A 21,728-nucleotide genomic window follows, 5' to 3' on the forward strand; every position below is an offset into this window, starting at 1 on the left:
GTCCCCTTTCTTTCAAGGTAACTGCGTAAATGGCTAACTTTTTCATCAACCGGCCGATCTTCGCCTGGGTGGTCGCGATCGTGATCATGCTGGCGGGCGCGCTTGCGATCCTCAAGCTGCCGATCAACCAATACCCCAACATCGCCGCCCCGGCGGTGAACATCACCGTGACCTACCCGGGCGCCTCGGCGCAGACCGTGCAGGACACCGTGGTGCAGGTCATCGAGCAGCAACTGAACAACCTCGACGGCCTGCGCTATATGTCGTCGGAGAGCAACAGCGACGGCAGCACCAACATCACCGTCACCTTCGACCAGGGCACCAACCCCGACATCGCCCAGGTGCAGGTGCAGAACAAGCTGCAACTGGCGACCCCGCTGCTGCCTGAAGAAGTGCAGCGCCAGGGCCTGCGCGTGGCCAAGTACCAGGTCAACTTCATGTTGATCGTGGGCCTGTACTCCGAAGATGGCTCGATGGACGACTTCGACATCGGCAACTACATCGCGTCGAACATGAAAGACCCGGTGCTGCGCACCAAGGGCGTGGGCGACTACCTGATGCTGGGCGCGCAGTACGCCATGCGCATCTGGGTCGACCCGGAAAAGCTGGTGAGCTACCAGCTGACGCCCCAGGACGTGATCGATGCGGTGTCGTCGGAAAACGTCCAGGTGTCGTCCGGTTCCCTGGGCGGCCTGCCGACCCGCAAGGGCGTGCAACTGAACGCCACCATCCTGGGCAAGTCGCGCATGACCACTGCCGAGGAGTTCCGCGAGATTCTGCTGAAGGTCAACCCGGACGGCTCCCAGGTGCGGGTGAAAGATGTCGCCGAGGTTGGCCTGGGCGCGGAGAACTTCTCCATCTCCGGCACCTACAACGGCAAGCCGGCGGCGGCCCTGGCCCTGCGCCTGGCCACCGGCGCGAACCTGCTGGACACCGTGAAAAACGTGCGCGACACCGTCGCCCGGCTGCAACCCTACATGCCCAAGGGCCTGAAGGTGGTGTTCCCCTACGACACCTCGCCGGTGGTGGGCGCCTCGATCCATGAGGTGGTCAAGACCCTGTTCGAAGGCATCGTGCTGGTGTTCCTGGTCATGTACCTGTTCATGCAGAACCTGCGCGCCACGCTGATTCCCACCCTGGCGGTGCCGGTGGTGCTGTTGGGTACCTTCGGCGTGCTGTCGGCGTTCGGCTTCACCATCAATACCTTGACCATGTTCGGCATGGTGTTGGCCATCGGCCTGTTGGTGGACGACGCCATTGTGGTGGTGGAAAACGTGGAACGGGTGATGGTCGAGGATCACCTGTCGCCCAAGGAGGCCACGCAAAAATCCATGGGCCAGATCCAGGGTGCGCTGGTGGGCATCGCCATGGTGCTCAGCGCGGTGTTCGTGCCCATGGCCTTCTTCGGCGGTGCCACGGGCATCATCTACCGGCAGTTCTCGGTGACCATCGTCTCGGCCATGGCCCTGTCGGTGCTGGTGGCCATGGTCTTTACCCCGGCCCTGTGCGCCACGCTGCTCAAGCCGGTCAGCCACGACCATCACCACAAGCAAGGTTTCTTCGGCTGGTTCAACCGCACCTTCGACCGTGGCGCCGACCGCTACAAGGGCGGGGTGGCGGCCATTGCCAAGCGCAAGGGGCTGTTCATGCTGGTGTGGGCGGTGATCGTCGCTGGCGTGGTGCTGCTGTTCCCGAAAATCCCCACGGCGTTCCTGCCCGATGAAGACCAGGGCACCATGGTGGTCCAGGTGCAGATGCCGCCCAATACCGCCGCCGGGCGCACCCAGGTGGTGCTGGACCAGGTACGCGACTACCTGTTGAAAGACGAAAGCGCCATCGTCGAATCGGCCTACACGGTAAACGGCTTCAACTTCGCTGGGCGTGGGCAGAACTCGGGCATGCTGTTCATCGGCCTCAAGCCCTGGGAAGAGCGTGAGGGCAAGGACACCTCGATCTTCAACCTGGCGGCGCGCCTGCAAAAAATGGGCTCGGCCATCAAGGACGGCACCGTGGTGGCCATCGTGCCGCCGGCCATTCTCGAGCTGGGCAACGCCAAGGGCTTTGACCTGTACCTGCAGGACAACACTGGCATGGGCCATGAACAGCTGATGGAGGCGCGCAACAAGTTCCTGCAACTGGCGGCGCAGAACCCGCTGCTGATGAACGTGCGCCCTAACGGCCTGAACGACGAACCGCAGTACAAGGTGGTGATCGACGACGAGAAGGCGCGGGCGCTGCAGGTGAGCATCGCCGATATCAACGAGACTATGACCACGGCCTGGGGCTCGTCCTACGTCAACGACTTCGTCGACCGCGGGCGCGTGAAGAAGGTGTACGTGCAGGGCCAGGTCGACTCGCGCATTTCGCCCCAGGACTTCGACAAGTGGTACGTGCGCAACAACAAGGGCGAGATGGTCAAGTTCTCGGCGGTCGCTTCGGGCTACTGGACCTACGGCTCACCGAAGCTTGAGCGCTACAACGGCATTCCGGCGGTGGAGATCCAGGGTGAACCGGCGCCTGGCCACAGCACCGGCGAGGCCATGGCCGAGGCGGAGAAGATCCTTGCGCAGCTGCCTTCGGGCATCGGGATCCAGTTCACCGGCATTTCCTATGAGGAGCGTTCGGCGGGCTCCCAGGCGCCGGCCTTGTACGCCATCTCGCTGCTGATCGTGTTCCTGTGCCTGGCCGCGCTGTATGAAAGCTGGTCGGTGCCGGTGGCGGTGATCATGGTGGTGCCACTGGGTGTCATCGGTGCGGTCATCGCCACCCTGGCGCGCGGCCTGTCCAACGACGTGTTCTTCCAGGTCGGCCTGCTGACCACGGTGGGGCTGTCGGCGAAGAACGCCATCCTCATCATCGAGTTCGCCAAGGCCCTGCATGAAGAACACGGCAAGCCGTTGCTGGAAGCGGCCGTGGAAGCAGCGCGCCTGCGCCTGCGGCCGATCATCATGACCTCGCTGGCGTTCATGCTCGGGGTACTACCACTGGCCATCTCCAACGGCGCCGGCTCCGGCAGCCAGCACTCCATCGGCACTGGCGTGGTCGGTGGCATGGTCACCGCGACCTTCCTGGCGGTGTTCTTCGTGCCGATGTTCTTTGTGTTGATCTGCAACCTGTTCAGCAAGAAACCCGCGCAACAACCTGCGCCGGCGGTGGGAGAAGAAGCATGAGACACACAGGCTTGAAACTGGCCGCGCTGGTGGCGGCCATGGCGCTGGGCGGCTGTTCGCTGATCCCGGCGTACCAGCGCCCCGAGGCGCCGGTGCCGCAGCAATGGGACAGCCCGGCGCCAAAAGTGGCCGGGGGCACCCTGGCCAGCTGGCCGGTGTTCTTCAAGGACGCGCGCCTCAAGGACCTGATCGGCCAGGCGCTGGAGAACAACCGTGACCTGCGCGTGGCGGCCTTGAACGTCGAGAAGGCCCAGGCGCTGTACCGCATCCAGCGCGCCGACCTGTTGCCCACCATCGGCGCCACGGTGGCGGGCGACAACCAGCGCACGCCGGCTGACCTGAGCACCACCGGGCGCACCCAGGTCACTCACGTGAACAGCGCTGGCATTGGCTTCACCGCCTATGAGCTGGACTTCTTCGGGCGGGTGCGGAGCCTCAATGAGGAGGCGCTGGAAACCTACCTGCAGGGCGTGGAGGCGCAGCGCAGCGCGCACATCGCCCTGGTGGCGGAAGTGGCCAGCGCCTGGTACCAGCTGCAGGCCGACCAGCAGCTGCTGGCCATCGCCCGCCAGACCCTGGCCAGCCAGCAGGCCAGCTATGGTCTGGTGAAAAGCAGCTACGACAACCAGGTGTCCACCGAGCTGGACCTGAGCCAGGCCGAGAGCACCGTGCGCACGGCGCAGTCGAGCCAGGCGCAGTACACCCGCCAGGTGGAACAGGACAAGAACGCCCTGGTGCTGCTGGTGGGCAAGCCGCTGGCACCCGAGGTGTTCCAGGCGGTGCAAGGCCTGCCGGCTGGCATGGACGAGAACCTGCCGGTGGGCCTGCCTTCGGACCTGCTGACCCTGCGCCCGGACATCCAGGGCGCCGAGCACGCCCTGAAGGCCGCCAACGCCGACATCGGCGCGGCGCGCGCAGCGTTCTTCCCCAGCATCAGCCTGACCGCCTCGGCGGGCTCGGCCAGCAGCGACCTGGGCCACCTGTTCGCAGGCGGGCAGGGCGCCTGGAGTTTTGCGCCGAGCATCAACCTGCCGATCTTCAACGCCGGCCGCAACCGCGCCAACCTGGACGCAGCCAAGGTGCAGAAGTCCATCGAAGTGGCCAACTACCAGAAGGCCATCCAGGTGGCCTTCCGCGAAGTGGCGGACGGGCTGGTGGCCCAAGGCACGTTGATCGACCAGGTGAACGCCGACAGCCTGCTGGTGACGGCGAACATGCGCAGCTACCAGCTGGCCGACCGACGTTACCAGGAAGGCGTGGACACCTACCTCAACAGCCTGGACGCGCAACGCAACCTGTTCGCCTCGCAACAGACCCTGGTGCAAAGCCAGCTGGCGCGGCTGAACAACAGCGTGTCGCTGTACAAGGCCCTGGGCGGCGGGCAGTAGCGCCCGTGACGCGGCCATCCGCCGCAGGCGGCGTCCGGGTTCGCTGCGGCGGCGCCTTGGACGCGGCCTGTGGGAGCTGGCTTGCCAGCGAGCTGTTGGGGCCATAAAAGCTCGCTGGCAAGCCAGCTCCCACAAGACAGTTGCTGCTACATCGTTCCCTGTGGGAGCGGGGGGGCGGCCATCCGGCTATGCCCGCGAAAGGGGCGCGGCTGCGCTGTAGTGCTGCAACCAACTGGAGCAGCACGGATGCACCCCCTGGACATTCGCCCGCTTGAGCGCACCGATGCACCAGCCCTGCTGGCCTTCGAAACCGCGAACCGTGGCTGGTTCGAGGCGCATATCGACCCGCGCGATCCGGGCTTTTATTGCCTGGAAGGCGTGGCTGCGCACATTGATCAATACCTGGCCGGCTTCGCCCAGGGCACCTGGCACCCGCTGGTGATCGTCGACGCCAAGCAGGCCATCGTCGGCCGCGCCAACCTCAAGGACATTGACCTGCTCACTCGCAGTGCCGAAGTCGGCTACCGCATCGCCGAGCACGCCTGCGGCCAGGGCCTGGCGACCCTGGCGCTGCGCCGGCTGATCGACGAGGCCCGTGGGCGCTGGCAGCTGACGCGACTGGTGGCCCAGGTGTACGACAGCAACCTGGGTTCGCGGGCGGTGCTGCAGCGTTGCGGCTTCGTGCCCGGCGGCGCCGGCTTCGTGCTCACGCTGTAGGCGCTCAACGCCGCCCGCTGCGGGTGCTGACGTCGACCCACACGGCCAGCACCAGGATGCTGCCCTTGACGATCATCTGCCAGTAGCTGTCCACATCGAGCATCGACATGCCGTTGTCCAGGCTGGTGATCACCAGCGCGCCCAGCAGCGCGCCGTACACCGTGCCCGAGCCGCCGCGCATGGAGGTGCCGCCGATGAAGCAGGCGGCGATGGCGTCCAGTTCGCCCATGTTGCCCGCCGACGGCGAACCCGCCGCCAGCCGCGCGGTGTTGACCAGCCCGGCCAGGGCGCACATCACCCCCATGATGCCGAAGATCCACAGTTTCACCGCCTGCACGTTGATGCCCGACAGCCGCGTGGCCTCCATGTTGCTGCCCACCGAGTAGATACGACGGCCGAACACGGTCTGGCTGGTGACGTAGCTGAACACCCCCAGCAGCACCAGCAATAGCAGCACCGGCACCGGAATGCCGTCGTAGCTGTTCAGCGTATAGACGAAGCCCGCCAGCACCGCGCCAATCAGCACCACGCGCAGCCCGTCACGCAGCAGCGGCCGCGCCGCCAGGCCATGCAGGGCGCGGTTGCGGCGCTGGCGCCAGGTCAGGTACAGCGTCAGGGCGAACAGCAGCACGCCCAGTACCAGCCCCACGGTGGGCGGCAGGTAACCCTGGCCCACGTACACCAGCGGCGCCGACACCGGTGCAATCGTGGTGCCGCCGGTCACCCCCAGCAAAATGCCGCGGAACGCCAGCATGCCGCCCAGGCCGACGATGAACGAGGGAATGCGCAGGTACGCGGTCATGTAGCCGTTGGCCAGGCCGATCACCAGTCCGCACACCGCCACCAGCGCCAGGTTGCCCAGCAGCGGCACGTGGTAGACCACGTCGAGAATCGCCGCCACGCCGCCCAGCAGCCCCAGCAGCGAGCCCACCGACAGGTCGATCTCGCCGCTGATGATCACCAGCACCATGCCGCAGGCGAGAATGCCGGTGATCGACATCTGCCGCAGCAGGTTCGACAGGTTGCGCGGGGTGACGAAGCCGCCCTCGGTCTGCCAGCTGAAAAACAGCCAGATAATGGCCACGGCAATCACCAGCGCGAGCATTTTATAGCGGGTGAACAACTGTTTGACCTGGTTCATCTACGCGAACTTCCCGTTCTGGTTGGCAGGGCTTGGAGGTTGAGTGATGGCGGCGGCGAGCACCTGTTCCTGGGTGAGGCCCTGGTTGGCGAAGTCGCCGCGCAGCTGGCCTTCGCCGATCACCAGCACGCGGTCGGACACCCCCAGCACCTCGGCCAGTTCCGACGACACCATGATGATCGACACGCCCTGGGCGGCCAGGGCGCTCATCAGCTTGTAGATCTCGTACTTGGCGCCCACGTCGACGCCGCGGGTGGGCTCGTCGAGAATCAGCACCCGCGGCTGGGCCAGCAGCATTTTCGCCAGCACCGCCTTCTGCTGGTTGCCGCCCGACAGGCTGGTGATGGGCAGGAACGGGCTGGCGGTCTTCAGGTGCATGCGCGCGATTTCCCGGTCGATGCTGCCCAGCTCGGCCTCGGCGTCGATGCGTGTCATTTTCGAGTAATTGTCCAGCACCGCCAGGGTGATGTTCTGGCCCACTCCCAGGTCGGGGATGATGCCCTGGCGCTTGCGGTCCTCGGGCACCATGCACAGGCCCGCGCGAATGGATTTCAACGGCGTGCGGGTGTCGATGCGCTGGCCGTCCAGCCACACCTCGCCGTGGTAATTGCCGGGGTAGGCGCCGAACACCGCTGACACCAGCTCGGTGCGGCCCGCGCCCACCAGGCCGGCGATGCCGAGGATCTCGCCGCGCCTGAGCACGAAGGAAATGTCGTCGACGCGCTTGCGCTGCGGGTTGTCGACGTCGAAGCAGGTGAAGTGGCGCGCCTCGAAGATCACCTCGCCGATGGCGTGGGCCGTGGTGGGGTAGAGGCTGCTCATCTCGCGGCCGACCATCTGGGTGATGATCTGGTTGATGTCGAGGTCGGCCATGGCCGTGGTGGCGATGTGTTTGCCGTCGCGGATCACGGCGATGGTGTCGCACACCGCCGCCACCTCGTCGAGCTTGTGCGAGATGTACACGCAGGCCACGCCCTTGGCCTTGAGGTCGCGGATGATGTCCAGCAGCACCTCGATTTCCGAGCGGGTCAGGGCCGAGGAGGGCTCGTCGAGAATCAGCAGGCGCGCCTGCTTGTTCAGCGCCTTGGCGATCTCCACCAGCTGCTGGTAGCCGCCGCCGTACTGCGACACCGGCAGCGACACGTTCATGTCCGGCACCTTCAGCTCGCGCATCAGCGCCTCGGCGCGGTGGATCATGGCCGGGTAGTTCATGCGCCCGCCGGGCAGGGTCAGTTCGTGGCCCATGAAGATGTTCTCGGCCACCGACAGGTCGGGCACCAGGGTCAGCTCCTGGTGGATGATGACGATGCCGGCGGCCTCGGTCTCGCTGATGGACTGCGCGCGCAGCGGCTGGCCGTCCCAGAGGATCTCGCCCTCCCAGGTGCCGTGGGGGTACACCGCCGACAGCACCTTCATCAGCGTGGACTTGCCGGCGCCGTTCTCGCCACACAGGCCCACGCACTCGCCGGGCCTGACCTGGATATCGATGCCATTGAGGGCTTTCACACCGCCAAAGCTCTTGACGATGCCTTTCATTTGCAGAAGGAATTGGGACATGACTGCGGGCTCATGGAAGGGGTGGCGGGACGCGGCCTGTGGCCGCTGCTACGGGCGTAGCAGCGGCCGCAGGCCGCGTCTCGGGTTATCACTGCCCGGCGATTTGCGCCTTGCTGTAGAACCCGTCCTTCTCCAGCAGGTCGATGTTGTCCTTGGTCAGCGGGGTAGGGGTGAGCAGGATGGTGTCGACCTTCTTGCTGCCGTTGTCGTACTGCGAGGTGTAGGTGGGTTTCTCGCTGCGGGCCAGTTGCACCGAAAGCTTGGCGGCCTCGGAGGCAATCAGCTTCAGCGGCTTGTACACGGTCATGGTCTGGGTGCCATCAAGCACGCGCTTGACCGCGGCAAGGTCGGCGTCCTGGCCCGAGATTGGCACCTTGCCGGCCAGCTTCTGCGCGGCCAGCGCCTGGATCGCGCCGCCGGCGGTGGCGTCGTTGGAGGCGACGATGCCGTCGATCTTGTTGCCGTTGCGGGTCAGGGCGTTCTCGACAATGCTCAGGGCCTCGGTGGGGTTCCATTCCTTCACCCACTGCTGGCCGACAATCTTGATGTCGCCCTTGTCGATGGCCGGCTGCAGCACCTTCATCTGGCCTTCACGCAGAATCTTCGCGTTGTTGTCGGTGGGCGCGCCACCCAGCAGGAAGTAGTTGCCCTTGGGCGCCGCCTGCAGCACGCCGTTGGCCTGCATCTCGCCGACCTTTTCGTTGTCGAAGGAAATGTAGGCGTCGATGTCGGCGTTGAGGATCAGCCGGTCATAGGACACCACCTTGATCCCGGCCTTCTTCGCCTCGGCCACGGCATTGGTCAGCACGGTGGCGTTGAAGGGCACGATGACGATGACGTCGACGCCGCGGGAGATGAGGTTTTCGATCTGCGAGATCTGCTTCTGCTCGTTGGCGTCGGCCGATTGCACGTAGACCTTGGCGTCCATCTTCTCCGCCGCCGCCACGAAGTAGTCACGGTCGCGGGCCCAGCGCTCCAGGCGCAGGTCGTCGATGGAAAAGCCGATCTTGGGGTGGGCGGCGTCGGCCATCACCGGCAGCGAGAGCAGGGCGAGGGCACTGGCCAATAGCGTACGTTTTAACGATTTCATGCTGGGCGTCCTTTTATTGTTGTTTGAGACACTACTTGTCGCCTGAAACTGTAGAGCGTGAATCACACCCGCGCGCAGAGAATTGTCGCGCGAATGTAACCGCCGCCCTCAGGGGTAGATAAAGCGGTTGACCACGCCCTCCAGCAGCTCCTGGCGGCCGCTGACGGCCTGGGGATCGAGGTTGTTGTCGAAGGCATGCTCGGCCAGCGCTTGCAGGCTGAACTCGCCCGCCAGCACCGCCTGGCCGAAGGGCTGGCGCCAGCCGGCGTAGCGCTGGTCCTTGAAGCGTTGCAGCTGGTCGTTCTCGACCATGGCGGCGGCGCGCTTGAGCGCCAGGGCCAGCACGTCCATGGCCGCCACGTGGCCGTGGAACAGGTCGGTGTCGTCGACGCTCTGGCGGCGCACCTTGGCGTCGAAATTGAAGCCGCCGGTGCGGAAGCCACCGGCCTTGAGGATCTCGTAGGTGGCCAGGGTCATTTCCTCGACGCTGTTGGGGAACTGGTCGGTGTCCCAGCCGTTCTGCGGGTCGCCGCGGTTGGCGTCGATGCTGCCGAAGATGCCCAGCGAGACCGCGGTGGCGATCTCGTGGTGGAAGCTGTGGCCGGCGAGGGTGGCGTGGTTGGCCTCGATGTTGACCTTGATCTCCTTCTCCAGGCCGTACTGCTGCAGGAAGCCGAACACCGTGGCGCTGTCGTAGTCGTACTGGTGCTTGGTGGGTTCCTGGGGCTTGGGTTCTATCAGCAGGTCGCCACGGAAGCCGATGCGGTGCTTGTGTTCCACCACCATGGTCATGAAGCGCCCCAGTTGCTCGCGCTCGCGCTTCAGGTCGGTATTGAGCAGGGTCTCGTAGCCTTCGCGGCCACCCCACAGCACGTAATTGGCGCCCTTGAGCCGCTGGGTGGCGTTCATGGCGCTGAACACCTGGGCGGCGGCCACGGCAAATACCTCGGGGTCGGGGTTGCTGGCGGCGCCGGCGGCGAAGCGCGGGTTGCTGAAACAGTTGGCGGTGCCCCACAACAGCTGGATGCCGGTGTCCTGCTGGTGGCGTTCGAGGCGGTCGACCATGTGCGCGAAGTTGTTGCGGTACTCCGCAAGCGAGCCGCCTTCGGGGGCCACGTCGGTGTCGTGGAAGCTGTAGTAGTCGATGCCCAGTTTGGAGAAGAACTCGAACGCGGCCTGGGCCTTGGCGATGGCCATTTCCAAGGGGGCGGCCGCCTGCTGCCAGGGGCGCTTGAAGGTGCCCACGCCGAACATGTCCAGGCCCGGCCAGACGAAGCTGTGCCAGTAGCAGGCGGCCATGCGCAGGTGCTCGCGCATGGGCTTGCCCAGCACCAGCGCGTCGGCATCGTAGTGGCGGAAGGCGAGGGGCGACTCGCTGGCCGGGCCCTCGTAGCGAATCTTGTCGACAGCGGGGAAGTAGGACATTCGCGTTTCCTTTGTTGTTCTTGGCGGTGTGCTGATGGTAGCGAGGCCCCGGCCTGCGCCGGTCATGAAAATCACCAACAGGCAGTGCGATTTTGCGTTGAGCTTCTGCCATTCGCGGCCTAGGCTGGAAGCACTGGCCAAGGACAACAACAATGAAAAACCTACCTCCCGCCCACCGTATCGCGCTGCTGTTCAACGGCAGCAAGGTCTACGACCGCGGCATCATCAGCGGCATCGGCAACTACCTGAGCAGCACCCGCGCGTCCTGGGACCTGTTCCTGGAGGAAGACTTCCTGTGCCGGCTGAACGGCATCGAGCGCTGGCAGGGCGACGGCATCATCGCCGACTTCGACGACCCGCAGATCGGCGAGGCCTTGGCCCACAGCCGCCTGCCGGTGGTGGCGGTAGGCGGCTCGTACCAGGACGCCAGCGCCTACCCGCGGCATATTCCCTACGTGGCCACCGACAACGCGGCGCTGATCAAGCTGGCCTACGACCACCTGATCGAGGCCGGGCTGACGCGCTTCGCCTGCTTCAGCCTACCGCCGGCCCAGGCCAACCGCTGGGCCCAGGAACGGGAGAAGGCCTTCCGCCAGCTGATGCGCCGCGATGGCCTGCACGCCGAGGTGTACCGCGGCCTGGGCACCAGCGCGCCGCTGTGGGACAGCGCCGTGGAACAGCAGATTGCCTGGCTGCACAGCCTGCCCAAACCCATCGGCATCATTGCGGTTACCGATGCCCGCGCCCGCCAGCTGCTGCAGGCGTGCCTGACCGCCGGCATCGCGGTGCCGGGGCAGGTGGCGCTGATTGGTATCGACAACGACCCGCTGACCCGCAGCCTGACCCGGGTGCCGCTCAGTTCGGTGATCCAGGGCACGGAAACCATGGGCCGCACCGCCGCGCACCTGCTGCACCAGCTGCTCCATGGCATGCCGTCGACGGCGCAGCAGATCCTGGTGCCACCCGACGCGGTCAACGTCCAGGCGTCCAGCCTGCACCAGCCGCTGGACAACCCTTACGTGATGCAGGCGCTGCATTTCATCCGGCAGTACGCCTGCCAGGGCATCAAGACGGCGCAGGTGGCGGGGTACGTGGGGGTGTCGCGTTCGTCGCTGGAGTCGCACTTCCGCAAGGCCCGGGGCTGTACGGTGCACGACGAGATTCTGCGCTTCCGGCTGGCAGCGGCGGCCAGCCAGTTGCAGGACGGCGCGGTGGCGATCGCCGAGATCGCCAGGCGCTGCGGGTTCACCTCGGCGCAGTACCTGCACACGGTGTTTCGCCGTGAGTTCGGCTGCACGCCGCGCCAATATCAGCAGCATAAAACCGTGGATACCGCCTGACGCGGCCTGGTCACCGCTGTAGCCGCTGCCGCCAGGCTGCGCTGGCCCCTGAGTACACTGAAGATCCCCAGCGTGGGTTCGGGCCAGCGCAGCCTTCGGCAGCGGCTACGCGACGGGGTGTCAGCGGCGGCAACGTTGTAGCCGCTGCCGCCAGGCTGCGCTGGCCCCTGAGTACACTGAACATCTGCAGCGTGGATTCGGGCCAGCGCAGCCTTCGGCAGCGGCTACGCGGCAGGCGTGTCAGCGGCGGCAACGTGGTAGCCGCTGCCGCCAGGCTGCGCTGGCCCCTGAGTACACTAAAGATCTCCAGCGTGGATTCGGGCCAGCGCAGCCTTCGGCAGCGGCTACGCGGCAGGGGTGTCAGCGGCGGCAGCGCTGTAGCCGCTGCCGCCAGGCTGCGCTGGCCCCTGAGTACACTGAAGATCCCCAGCGTGGATTCGGGCCAGCGCAGCCTTCGGCAGCGGCTACGCGACGGGGTATCAGCGGCGGCAACGTGGTAGCCGCTGCCGCCAGGCTGCGCTGGCCCCTGAGTACACTGAAGATCTGCAGCGTGGATTCGGGCCAGCGCAGCCTTCGGCAGCGGCTACGCGGCAGGGGTGTCAGCGGCGGCAGCGTTGTAGCCGCTGCCGCCAGGCTGCGCTGGCCCCTGAGTACACTGAAGATCTCCCGCGTGGATTCGGGCCAGCGCAGCCTTCGGCAGCGGCTACGCGGCAGGGGTGTCAGCGGCGGCAGCGTTGTAGCCGCTGCCGCCAGGCTGCGCTGGCCCCTGAGTACACTGAAGATCTGCAGCGTGGATTCGGGCCAGCGCAGCCTTCGGCAGCGGCTACGCGGCAGGGGTGTCAGCGGCGGCAGCGCTGTAGCCGCTGCCACCAGGCTGCGCTGGCCCTTAAGTACACTGAAGATCTGCAGCCTTCGGCAGCGGCTACGCGGCAGGGGTGTCAGCGGCGGCAACGTACTGGGCGCGCCGGGTCATGGCCAGCACCATCAGCAGCCCCAGCGCGCCCATGCCGGCGCCCGCCAGGGAAATGGCCGGGTAGCCCAGGCCTGCGTTGATCACCGCGCCACCCAGGGCCGCGCCAATGGCGTTGCCGAAGTTGAACGCGCCGATGTTCACCGCCGAGGCCAGGTTCGGCGCGTCCTTGGCGGCCTCCATCACGCGCATCTGCAGCGGCGGCACCAGGGCGAAGCTCGCCGCGCCCCACACCAAAATCGCCACCGCAGCCGCCAGCGGCCAGCGCATCAGCACCGCGAAGGCCAGCAGCACCACGATCAACACCGCCAGCGAGAGGATCAGCGTGCGGTCCACCGAGCGGTCGGCGGCCTTGCCACCCCAGATATTGCCCAGGGTCAGGCCGATGCCGAACAGCACCAGCATGCCGGTGATGAAGTTGGTGGAGGCGTGGGTGGCGTCGCGCAAAATAGGCGCGATGTAGGTGAACACGGTGAACATGGCGCTGGAACCCACCACGGTCAACGCCAGCGCCGACAGCACCGGGCCGCGGCCGAGCACGCGGATTTCTGCCATCAGGCCATCACCCTTGGGCGCCGGGACGTTGGGCAGGGCGTACCACAGCGAGGCCATGGCCACCGCACCCAGGCTGGCAATGCCCCAGAACGCCGTGCGCCAGCCGAACGTCTCGCCGAACCAGGTGGCCAGGGGCACGCCGCCGATGGTCGCCAGGGTCAGGCCCATGAACATCGCCGCCACGGCGCCGGCGCGCTTGTCCGGCGGCACCACGCTGGCGGCGACGATGGAGCCGATACCGAAGAACGCGCCGTGGTTGAGCGAGGTCACCACCCGCGCCATCAGCAGGGTTTCGTAGTTGCTGGCCAGGGCTGACAGCAGGTTGCCGAGGGTGAAGATCGCCATCAGCCCGATCAGCAGCTGGCGGCGTGGCACGCGGGCGGTGGCCAGGGTCATCAGCGGCGCGCCGATCAGCACGCCCAGGGCGTAGGCGCTGACCAGCAGGCCGGCAGTGGGAATCGACACGCCGAGGTCGGCGGCAATGCCCGGCAGCATGCCCATGGGCGCGAACTCGGTGACGCCGATGCCAAAGGCGCCGATGGACAGGGCGATTAACGGTGGATTGATACGCATAGGTTACTCCTCATCTATGCGGTGAATGCTACGATCGAGGCTTTTACAGCGGTAGTCCCAGTTCGGGACCAACACCTTTGCGTAGGAAGCACAAATGGACATCACCGGGCGTTCGGGGGAAATGGACGTGTTCGTCAGGGTGGCCGAGGCCGGCAGCCTGTCGGGCGCGGCGCGGGCACTGGGGCTGACGCCGTCGTCGGTCAGCCGCATCATCGCCCGCACCGAGCAGCGCCTGGGCACGCGGCTGCTGATCCGCACCACCCGCGCCATTACCCTCACGGCTGAAGGCGAAGCCTACCTGCGCGGCGCGCGGCGGATTTTGGCGGACCTGGCCGAGGTCGAGGACGCCATCACCGACCAGGGGGTGCCGCGCGGCCGGCTGCGGGTCAGCGCCGCCCTGGCCCATGGCCGGCAGACCATCGTGCCGCTGGTGGCGGCGTTCAGCGCCCGCTACCCGGCCATCTTGGTGGACCTGATGCTGGGCGACGAGGTGGTCGATATTCTCGCCGGCCAGGCCGACGTCGCCATCCGCTTCGGCCAGCTGGCCGACAGCCCGCTGACCGCGCGGCTGATCGGCGACACCGGCCAGGTGGTGGTGGCATCCCCCGAGTACCTGGCCCGCTGCGGCACCCCGCAGGTGCCCGAAGACCTGCTGGCGCACAACTGCCTGCGCTTCAACTTCCGCCGCGCCACCAGCGACTGGCCGTTCCGCCGCGACGGCGAGGACTTCGCTTTGAAAGTCAGCGGCACCATCGAAGGCAACAGCGGCGAGGCGCTGGCGCAGCTGGCCAGCCTGGGCGCGGGCATTGCGCGCATCGGCGCCTTCAGCGTCGCGCAGCAGCTGCGCGACGGTACCTTGGTGCCGCTGCTGGAAGCCTACAACCCCGACGACCGCGAGCCGATCCACGCCGTGTTCATCGGCGGCGCGGCCATGCCAGCCCGCGTCCGCGCCTTCGTCGACTTCCTGCTGGAGCAACATCCCGTGGGAGCTGGCTTGCCAGCGAGCTTTTCGGGCCTCAACAGCTCGCTGGCAAGCCAGCTCCCACAGGCGTAAGTTTCGGTATTTGTTGTATTTTTTTTGTTTTGGCGCTTGACGCATGGGCTGAAAACACGTTTAATGCGCCCCGTTGCCCAGATAGCTCAGTCGGTAGAGCAGAGGATTGAAAATCCTCGTGTCGGCGGTTCGACTCCGTCTCTGGGCACCACAACTTCCGAAACCCCTGATGGCCGCAAGGCGTCAGGGGTTTTTTGTTGGTCGTCATTCCTGCATCGACGCCAGCAGCCACTCACGAAACACCGCCGCGCACGCCGAGCGCCCACGGTGCTTCACCGACACCAGGTATTCGCCCTTGCCGGTGCGGCATTCAAAACCCGTCACCCGCTGCAGCTCGCCCTTCGCCAATGCTTCATCAGCCATGAACGACCACGCCAGGCCAATGCCCATGCCTTGCTGCACCGCGCGGTAGGCCAGGGTCAGCTGGTTGAACACCGGCGCCTTGTCCCGTGGCGTGTAGTCCACGCCCAGGTGGCCGAACCATTGCGGCCAGTCCATGCATTGCCAGGCGCGGGTGTCGATCTGCACCAGGTTGGCCTTGGCCAGCTGCGCCAGGCTGTCGATGGCGGCCACGTCCAGGCCGGGGTGGGCCACCGGGTAGACGATCTCCGGCAGCAGGAAATCGCTGTCCAGGGTCGCCCAGTCGCCGTCGCCGTACAGCACGCCCAGGTCGAAGTCGTTGAGGCTGGTGTCGTCGAATTCGTTGATGGCGTGCACGTGCACGGCGATGTCGGGGTAGGCCTTGTTGAACTCGATCAGCTTGGGGAACAGCCAGAACTGCGCCAGGGCGTGGGTGGCCAGCACCGACACGGCGTTGCTCTGGTGCACGTTGCGGATGCGCGTGACGCTCTGGTACAGGGTGCCCAGCAGCACGTTGACGGTCATCAGCAGTTCGTCGCCGGCACCGGTCAGGGCCACGCCGCGCGGCTTGCGCTCGAACAGCGGCACGCCCATGGCGTCTTCCAGCTGGCGCATCTGTTTGCTCACCGCGCTTTGGGTGAGGAACAGCTCGCCCGCTGCGGCGGTGAAGCTGGCATGGCGGGCCACGGCCTCGAAGGTGATCAGGGTTTCCAGCGGCGGCAGGGTACGCAGGTAACGGTTGATGATGAGGGTCCTCGCAGGCATTCCCCTGGGGAATGGGTAGCCCACTTTTTATCGCAGGTGGCGGGCGCTGTCCACGGCTAGAATCGCGCCATTAGCGTTAACTGCCAGAGTCGAGATAATGAACCGTGGGATAGTGTTTGCCGTGTTGGCCGGGGCCATCTGGGGCGGGGTGATCATCGCCCCGTCGTTGCTGCCCGAGTTCAATGCGGTGCTGATCAGCAGCGTGCGTTTTGCCTTGTACGGGCTGTTTTCGTTGCTGGTGGCGCTGCCCATGGCCGGGCGCCTGCTGGCGCGGCTCAAGCGCCGCGACCTGTCGATGCTGCTGCGCCTGTCGCTGACCGGCAACGTGCTGAACTTCGCCCTGCTGGGCGCCTCGGTGCAGCTGAGCGGGGTGACCACGGCGGCGCTGATCAACGGCATGCTGCCGGTGGCCATTACCTTCCTGGGGCGCGGCGACGCCGGTTCGCTGCCGATGAAGCGGCTCAAGCTGCCACTGCTGATGGTATTCCTCGGCATCGTATCGGTGAGCCTGCAGCACGCCGGCGGCCATGCTGGCGGCACCTCCCTGGGCCGCCAGCTGCTGGGCCTGGCCTGCGGCCTGAGCGGCGTGGTGTGCTGGTCGTGGTACGCCACCCACAACGGGCGCTACCTCAAGCACAGCCACTTCAACAGCAGCGAGTGGTCGACGTTGCTGGGCATCGTCACCGGCGGCGTTGCCGTGGTGGTGGGCGCGCTTGCCCTGTTACTGTTCCCCAACCTGGTGCCGGCCCAGGTGGGCCACGATCGTTGGATGACCTTCCTGTGGGTAAGCCTGTTCCTGGCGCTGTGCGGCTCGTGGCTGGCCAACAGCCTGTGGAACGCCTGTTCGCGGCGCATGGCCAGCTCCCTGAGCGGGCAGATGATCGTCTTCGAGACGCTGTTCGCCTGCGTGTATGGCTTCGTCTACGGCCAGCGCGCGCCGGGGCTGATGGAGCTTGCCTCGATTGCGCTGCTGGTGGGCGGGGTGGTGTGGGCCGCCCGGCGGCACCAGCACGCGCACCTCGCCTCGTAAACCTTGTGGGAGCTGGCTTGCCAGCGAGCTTTTAGGGCCTCAACAGCTCGCTGGCAAGCCAGCTCCCACAAGGCCGGGGTTACGCGGCGGTGATGGCGGTGTTGATGCGGCTGGCCAGGTCTTCCATGGTGAACGGCTTGGTCAGCAGGTGCATGCCCGGCTCCAGCTGTTGCGCCCAGGCCTCGGCGTTGTGGGCGTAGCCGGTGATGAACAGCACCTTGAGCCCAGGGCGCAGGCTGCGGCCGGCGTCGGCCACCTGGCGGCCGTTGATGCCGCCGGGCAGGCCGACGTCGGTGACCAGCAGGTCGATCCGCCGGCCGGACTGCAGGATGTCCAGGCCGCTGGCGCCGTCGGCGGCTTCCAGGGCGGTGTAGCCCAGTTCGTCCAGCACTTCGATGATCAACATGCGCACGGTGGGTTCGTCGTCGATCACCAGCACGGTCTCGCCCTGTTCCGCGTGGGGCAGCGGCGCGGGTGGCAACGGCGCCTGGGCGTCGCCCAGGGTTTCGCGCGAGCGTGGCAGGTACAGGGTCATGGTGGTGCCCTGGTCGGGCTGCGACTGGATGTGCACGCTGCCGCCGGACTGGCGCACGAAGCCGTAGATCATCGACAGGCCCAGGCCGGTGCCCTTGCCGGTGGGCTTGGTGGTGAAGAACGGGTCGAAGGCGTGGGCCATGACGTCGCTGCTCATGCCGCTGCCGGTGTCGCTGACGCTCAGGGCCAGGTACTCGCCGGGCACCAGGTCGCGCTCGCGGGCGGCCTTGGCGGCCAGGGTGCAGTTGCGGGTCTGGATGCCCAGGGTGCCGCCCAGGGGCATGGCGTCGCGGGCGTTGATGCACAGGTTGAGCAGGGCGTTCTCCAGCTGGTTGGCGTCCACCTGGGTCAGCCACAGCGGCTGTTCGCTGTGGATGTCCACCTGCACGGCCGGGCCGACGGTGCTGCGGATCAGCTCCAGCATGCCCAGCACCAGGCGGTTGGCGTCGGTGGGCGTGGGGTCCAGGGTCTGCCGGCGCGAGAAGGCCAGCAGCCGATGGGTGAGCGCCGCGGCCCGGCGCGCGGCGCCCAGGGCGGCGTCCAGGTAGCGCCCGGTCTCGGCGACGCGGCCCTTGGCGATGCGCAGGCGGATCATCTCCAGGCTGCCCATGACGCCGGTCAGCAGGTTGTTGAAGTCGTGGGCCAGGCCGCCAGTGAGCTGGCCCACGGCTTCCATCTTCTGGCTCTGGCGCAGCTGCTGTTCCAGCAGGCGCTGGGCGGTCATGTCGACGCCCACGCCGGTGCGCCGTACGGGCTCGCCGGCGGCGTTGAAGTAGGTGTGGCCGCGCGACAGCACCCAGCGCACCGAGCCGTCGGGGTGGACGATGCGGTATTCCAGCTCCAGGTCGCCGCTGTTGACCAGGCCGCCGGCCATGGTCCGGCGCAGCGCGGCCAGGTCGTCGCCGTGCACGTTGGCGAGAAAGTCCGTGCGCTTGATGCCCTGGGCGCCCTGCACCGGGTCGATGGCGTACAGCTCGCTGATGCCGGCGTCGCAGTAGAAGCAGTCGTTGGCCACCTCGTAGGTCCACACGCCCACGCCGCTGACGGCGGACAGGGCCAGGCGGGCGAAGTCCATGGAGTCGTGCAGGGCGGTCTCGCGCGGCTGTTCGGCGGTGACGTCGCGCGCCTCGAAGGGCGCGGTGTGGAGGATCTGCTGCGCCGCCTGGCGGGCGTCCTCGACGCTGGCGTAATGCCCCTCGCGCACCTGGTTCTCGAGCAGGCTGCGCAAGGCGAGGTCAAGGGCGAGGTCCCGTGGGGCCCGGTAAGGCATGCGCGGCTTCTCGGCTGGAAATGGCTGAGCGGCAATTATCACACAACCGCGCAAGCTACGCTTCAGGGGTGGACTCATTGCCTGGAGCGCACTGCCATGAACAAGAACACCCTTTGCCTGTGGTACGACGGCACGGCGCTGGACGCCGCGACCTTTTACGCGCAAACCTTTCCCGACAGCGCGGTGGGCGCGGTGCACCGCGCGCCCTCGGACTACCCGGCGGGCAAGGAGGGCGACGTGCTGACGGTGGACTTCACGGTGATGGGCATCCCGTGCCTGGGCCTCAACGGTGGCCCAGGCTTTCCCCACAGCGAGGCCTTTTCCTTCCAGGTGGCCACCCAGGACCAGGCCGAGACCGACCGCTTGTGGCACGCCATCGTCGACAACGGCGGCCAGGCCAGCGAGTGCGGCTGGTGCAAGGACAAGTGGGGGCTGTCCTGGCAGATCACCCCGCGGGTGCTGACCGAGGCGTTCACCGGCAGCGACCGCGAGGCCGCCCGGCGCGCCTTCGAGGCGATGATGACCATGGGCAAGATCGACGTCGCCGCCATCGAGGCCGCGATCAAGGCGTGAGCCGGTGGCGCTGGTGGCTGCGCAGGCACCAGGCCACGCCCACCACCAGCAGCACCATGGCGACCACCTCCTGGCTGTCCGGCCAGCGCTGCTCCCAGAGGAAGCCCAGCAGCAGCGCGCTGAGGGTTTCGATCACCAGCACCTGGCCGCTCAGCGCCAGGGGCAGCAGGCGGCTGGCCTGGTTCCAGAAGGCGCCGCCGATCACCGAGGCCAGCAGCGCCACCCCGGCGGTGACCAGCACGGCGTGCAGGTCGACGCTGGCCAGGTGGCTGCCCAGCACCGGCACGGCCAGCAGCAGCGCCAGGGCGCCAGTGACCACGCCGGTCAACAGCGCCCAGTCCTGGGCCGACACGGCGGTCAGCGCCAGGCGCCGGGCGTTGCTGACCGCGTACCAGCTCCAGGTCAGCAGCGCGCCAAACGCGCACAGCAGCCCGACAATGCTGCCCAGCGCGGCGCCGTGCATGGCGTGCAGGCTGATCAACGCCACCCCGGCCGTGGCGCACGCCAGCGACGGCAGCAGCCGGGCGAAGGGCACGGCGCCGGCGTCGCCACGGCCGGCAAGCGCCACCAGCACCGGAATCAGCCCGACCACCAGCGAGGTGGTGGCCACGCCGACCCGCTGCACGGCGCTGCCCACCAGCGCGTAATAGATCAGCGTGCCGACCAGGCTCAGCCAGCCCAGCGCCCGCCAGTCGGCGCGAGTCAACTGCGCGCGCACCTTGCGCCAGCGCGGCAGCAGCAACGCCAGGGAGAACAGCCCGTAGGCAAGGAAACGCAGTACCGCGAATTCAAGCCCCGACAGCTGCGGCGTCAGCGCCGGGCCGAGAAAGATCACGCCCCAGCACATGCCCGCGGCGACGCCGTAGCCAATGCCCTTGGCCAAGGATGGATGAGTTGTCATGAAGCAACCGCCTGATGGAAAGGCGCGCAGTGTGCCGGCTTCACGCGCCGGGGTATTGGCCCAGGCTGCCGAGTGCTTTACCCAGGCTGGCGCGCGGCGTGGCGGTAGGCCGCCGGCGTGGTGTCGCATAGGCGGCGCATGGCCCGGGTGAGGGCGGCCTGGTCGCTGAAACCGACCTTCAGGGCAATGTCAGCCAACGGCAGGCGGCTTTCGGCCAGCCAGCGGCAGGCATGGCGCATGCGCAGCTGCGCCAGCCACGCCTGGGGTGCTTGCGCGTAGCGTTCGGCAAAGCGCCGGTGCAGCTGGCTGACGCTCATGGCGGCGACGCGGGCCATGGCCTCGTTGCTCCAGGCCTGGCCGGGGTCGGCTTCCAGGTGCGCCAGCAGGCGGTCCATGCCGCTGGCCGGCTGGCCTGCGTCACGGCCCAGGCTGTCGAGTAACAGCGGCAGCAGGTGCGCGGCACTGCCGGGCAAGCCTTGCGGGCCCAGCAGGTCGGCGAACTCGATCAGGCGGCGGGTGGCGGCAGACACCGGCACATAAGTCCGCCGCGCCAGGGCTTCGAGGGTGCGTGCCTCGAACCAGCCGTTGGGGCAGTCCAGCACCAGGAAACGGTTGGCACCGTCGGCCCGCTGGCCGTGGGCGGCGCCGGGGGCGATTAGCGCTGCCATGGACAGGTCCAGCCGCGCGCCACGGCCCTGCACCTCCATCTCCATGCCGCCGACCACGGGCAGCACCAGCTGGGTGAAGCCGTGCTGGTGGTGGGCGCATTCGCCGCTGTAGCTACGCAGGTCGAGGGATGGGGTCACGGCAGTATTCCAGCGAACTAATTCAAAAACAGGGCTTCACACCATTACAGGCCGGAAAAAATCGCCGGCGCCACATAGGGGTGAACATCATGCCACGGGGTAGCAAAGACAAATACACCGCCGAGCAGAAACGCAAGGCCGAACACATCGAACAGAGTTACGAGGATAAGGGTGCATCGAAGAAAACCGCCGAGGCGCGTGCCTGGGCAACGGTGAACAAGCAGTCGGGCGGTGGCGAGAAACCCGGTGGCTCGGGGCGCCACACCTCGAAGGCAAAAAAGGAGACTGCGGCGTCGGATTCGGCCAAGCGTGCGGCAAAGACCCGGCAAGGGCATGGGCGCAGCGATCGTGCTTCGCTGGCCAGCCAGACCAAGGAGAGTCTGATGAGCGAAGCGCGCAGCCGCAACCTTCGTGGGCGCTCGACCATGACCAAGGCTCAGCTGATCGAAGCCCTGCACAAAGCCACCTGACTGCAGCTGTGTGGGAGCGGGCTCTGCCCGCGAAAAGCA

The 21,728-nt window shown here is 67.0% G+C and carries 17 protein-coding genes and 1 tRNA gene; 9 read left to right on the forward strand and 9 right to left on the reverse strand.

Features of this window, described 5'->3' with window-relative positions; all coding sequences use genetic code 11:
• The first annotated feature begins 29 nt into the window (after positions 1–29).
• From RAM80_RS29920 to RAM80_RS29930, 3 genes are all read left to right on the forward strand, one after another.
• Positions 30–3,170, forward strand: a complete 3,141-nt coding sequence (locus RAM80_RS29920; protein WP_416423980.1) for an efflux RND transporter permease subunit — start codon at positions 30–32, stop codon at positions 3,168–3,170.
• Positions 3,167–4,558, forward strand: a complete 1,392-nt coding sequence (locus RAM80_RS29925) for an efflux transporter outer membrane subunit (protein WP_416423981.1) — start codon at positions 3,167–3,169, stop codon at positions 4,556–4,558. The genes RAM80_RS29920 and RAM80_RS29925 overlap by 4 nt, the downstream gene beginning before the upstream one ends.
• Before the next feature lie 246 nt (positions 4,559–4,804).
• Complete coding sequence (locus tag RAM80_RS29930; RefSeq protein WP_416423982.1) at positions 4,805–5,275, forward strand: GNAT family N-acetyltransferase; 471 nt, start codon at positions 4,805–4,807, stop codon at positions 5,273–5,275.
• A 4-nt stretch (positions 5,276–5,279) separates the two neighbouring features.
• Here the strand turns inward: RAM80_RS29930 and RAM80_RS29935 are convergent, their stop codons facing one another.
• The 4 genes from RAM80_RS29935 to xylA all read right to left on the reverse strand — a co-directional run bounded on the left by RAM80_RS29935 (position 5,280) and on the right by xylA (position 10,488).
• On the reverse strand, positions 5,280–6,416 hold the full coding sequence (locus tag RAM80_RS29935; protein WP_416423983.1) for a sugar ABC transporter permease: 1,137 nt from the start codon (positions 6,414–6,416) through the stop codon (positions 5,280–5,282).
• On the reverse strand, positions 6,417–7,973 hold the full coding sequence (xylG, locus tag RAM80_RS29940) for a D-xylose ABC transporter ATP-binding protein (protein ID WP_416423984.1): 1,557 nt from the start codon (positions 7,971–7,973) through the stop codon (positions 6,417–6,419).
• Between the two features lie 88 nt (positions 7,974–8,061).
• Complete coding sequence (gene xylF, locus RAM80_RS29945; protein WP_416423985.1) at positions 8,062–9,063, reverse strand: D-xylose ABC transporter substrate-binding protein; 1,002 nt, start codon at positions 9,061–9,063, stop codon at positions 8,062–8,064.
• A 108-nt stretch (positions 9,064–9,171) separates the two neighbouring features.
• Positions 9,172–10,488: a xylose isomerase gene (gene xylA, locus RAM80_RS29950; protein WP_416423986.1), complete on the reverse strand. Its 1,317-nt coding sequence runs from the start codon at positions 10,486–10,488 to the stop codon at positions 9,172–9,174.
• Positions 10,489–10,640: 152 nt separating this feature from the next.
• Between xylA and RAM80_RS29955 the strand changes: the two genes are divergently transcribed.
• Positions 10,641–11,828 carry a XylR family transcriptional regulator gene (locus RAM80_RS29955; RefSeq protein ID WP_416423987.1) on the forward strand — a complete coding sequence of 396 codons (1,188 nt, stop codon included), beginning with the start codon at positions 10,641–10,643 and terminating at the stop codon, positions 11,826–11,828.
• A gap of 922 nt (positions 11,829–12,750) precedes the next feature.
• Here the strand turns inward: RAM80_RS29955 and RAM80_RS29960 are convergent.
• On the reverse strand, positions 12,751–13,926 hold the full coding sequence (locus RAM80_RS29960; protein ID WP_416423988.1) for an MFS transporter: 1,176 nt from the start codon (positions 13,924–13,926) through the stop codon (positions 12,751–12,753).
• A 94-nt stretch (positions 13,927–14,020) separates the two neighbouring features.
• On the opposite strand from RAM80_RS29960, the gene RAM80_RS29965 reads away from it, so the two are divergent.
• Both RAM80_RS29965 and RAM80_RS29970 read left to right on the forward strand, forming a co-directional pair.
• The gene (locus RAM80_RS29965) at positions 14,021–14,980 is read left to right on the forward strand and encodes a LysR substrate-binding domain-containing protein (protein WP_416423989.1); all 960 of its coding nucleotides are present in this window, start codon (positions 14,021–14,023) and stop codon (positions 14,978–14,980) included.
• A gap of 75 nt (positions 14,981–15,055) precedes the next feature.
• Positions 15,056–15,131: transfer RNA gene (locus tag RAM80_RS29970), tRNA-Phe, on the forward strand.
• A gap of 53 nt (positions 15,132–15,184) precedes the next feature.
• On the opposite strand, the gene RAM80_RS29975 is transcribed toward RAM80_RS29970, so the two are convergent.
• A complete protein-coding gene (locus RAM80_RS29975; protein ID WP_416423990.1) occupies positions 15,185–16,105 on the reverse strand; it encodes a LysR substrate-binding domain-containing protein in 921 nt (306 codons plus the stop codon).
• A 94-nt stretch (positions 16,106–16,199) separates the two neighbouring features.
• Here RAM80_RS29975 and RAM80_RS29980 point away from each other — a divergent pair, with 94 nt between their 5' ends.
• Positions 16,200–17,135, forward strand: coding sequence for a DMT family transporter (locus RAM80_RS29980; RefSeq protein ID WP_416427587.1), 936 nt, complete (start codon positions 16,200–16,202; stop codon positions 17,133–17,135).
• Between the two features lie 79 nt (positions 17,136–17,214).
• Here RAM80_RS29980 and RAM80_RS29985 read toward each other — a convergent pair whose 3' ends face one another.
• Entirely contained in the window at positions 17,215–18,939 is a 1,725-nt protein-coding gene (locus RAM80_RS29985) for an ATP-binding protein (RefSeq protein ID WP_416423991.1), read from the reverse strand.
• Positions 18,940–19,035: 96 nt separating this feature from the next.
• Between RAM80_RS29985 and RAM80_RS29990 the strand changes: the two genes are divergently transcribed.
• On the forward strand, positions 19,036–19,512 hold the full coding sequence (locus RAM80_RS29990; RefSeq protein WP_416423992.1) for a VOC family protein: 477 nt from the start codon (positions 19,036–19,038) through the stop codon (positions 19,510–19,512).
• On the opposite strand, the gene RAM80_RS29995 is transcribed toward RAM80_RS29990, so the two are convergent.
• Positions 19,502–20,413, reverse strand: a complete 912-nt coding sequence (locus tag RAM80_RS29995) for a DMT family transporter (protein WP_416423993.1) — start codon at positions 20,411–20,413, stop codon at positions 19,502–19,504. The genes RAM80_RS29990 and RAM80_RS29995 overlap by 11 nt on opposite strands.
• A gap of 77 nt (positions 20,414–20,490) precedes the next feature.
• Positions 20,491–21,219: an AraC family transcriptional regulator gene (locus RAM80_RS30000; RefSeq protein ID WP_416423994.1), complete on the reverse strand. Its 729-nt coding sequence runs from the start codon at positions 21,217–21,219 to the stop codon at positions 20,491–20,493.
• Between the two features lie 89 nt (positions 21,220–21,308).
• Here RAM80_RS30000 and RAM80_RS30005 point away from each other — a divergent pair, with 89 nt between their 5' ends.
• Positions 21,309–21,689, forward strand: a complete 381-nt coding sequence (locus tag RAM80_RS30005; RefSeq protein ID WP_416427588.1) for a termination factor Rho — start codon at positions 21,309–21,311, stop codon at positions 21,687–21,689.
• The last annotated feature ends 39 nt before the right edge of the window (positions 21,690–21,728 follow it).

The sequence above is a fragment of the Pseudomonas sp. App30 genome, assembly GCF_047947025.1.
GTDB lineage: Bacteria > Pseudomonadota > Gammaproteobacteria > Pseudomonadales > Pseudomonadaceae > Aquipseudomonas.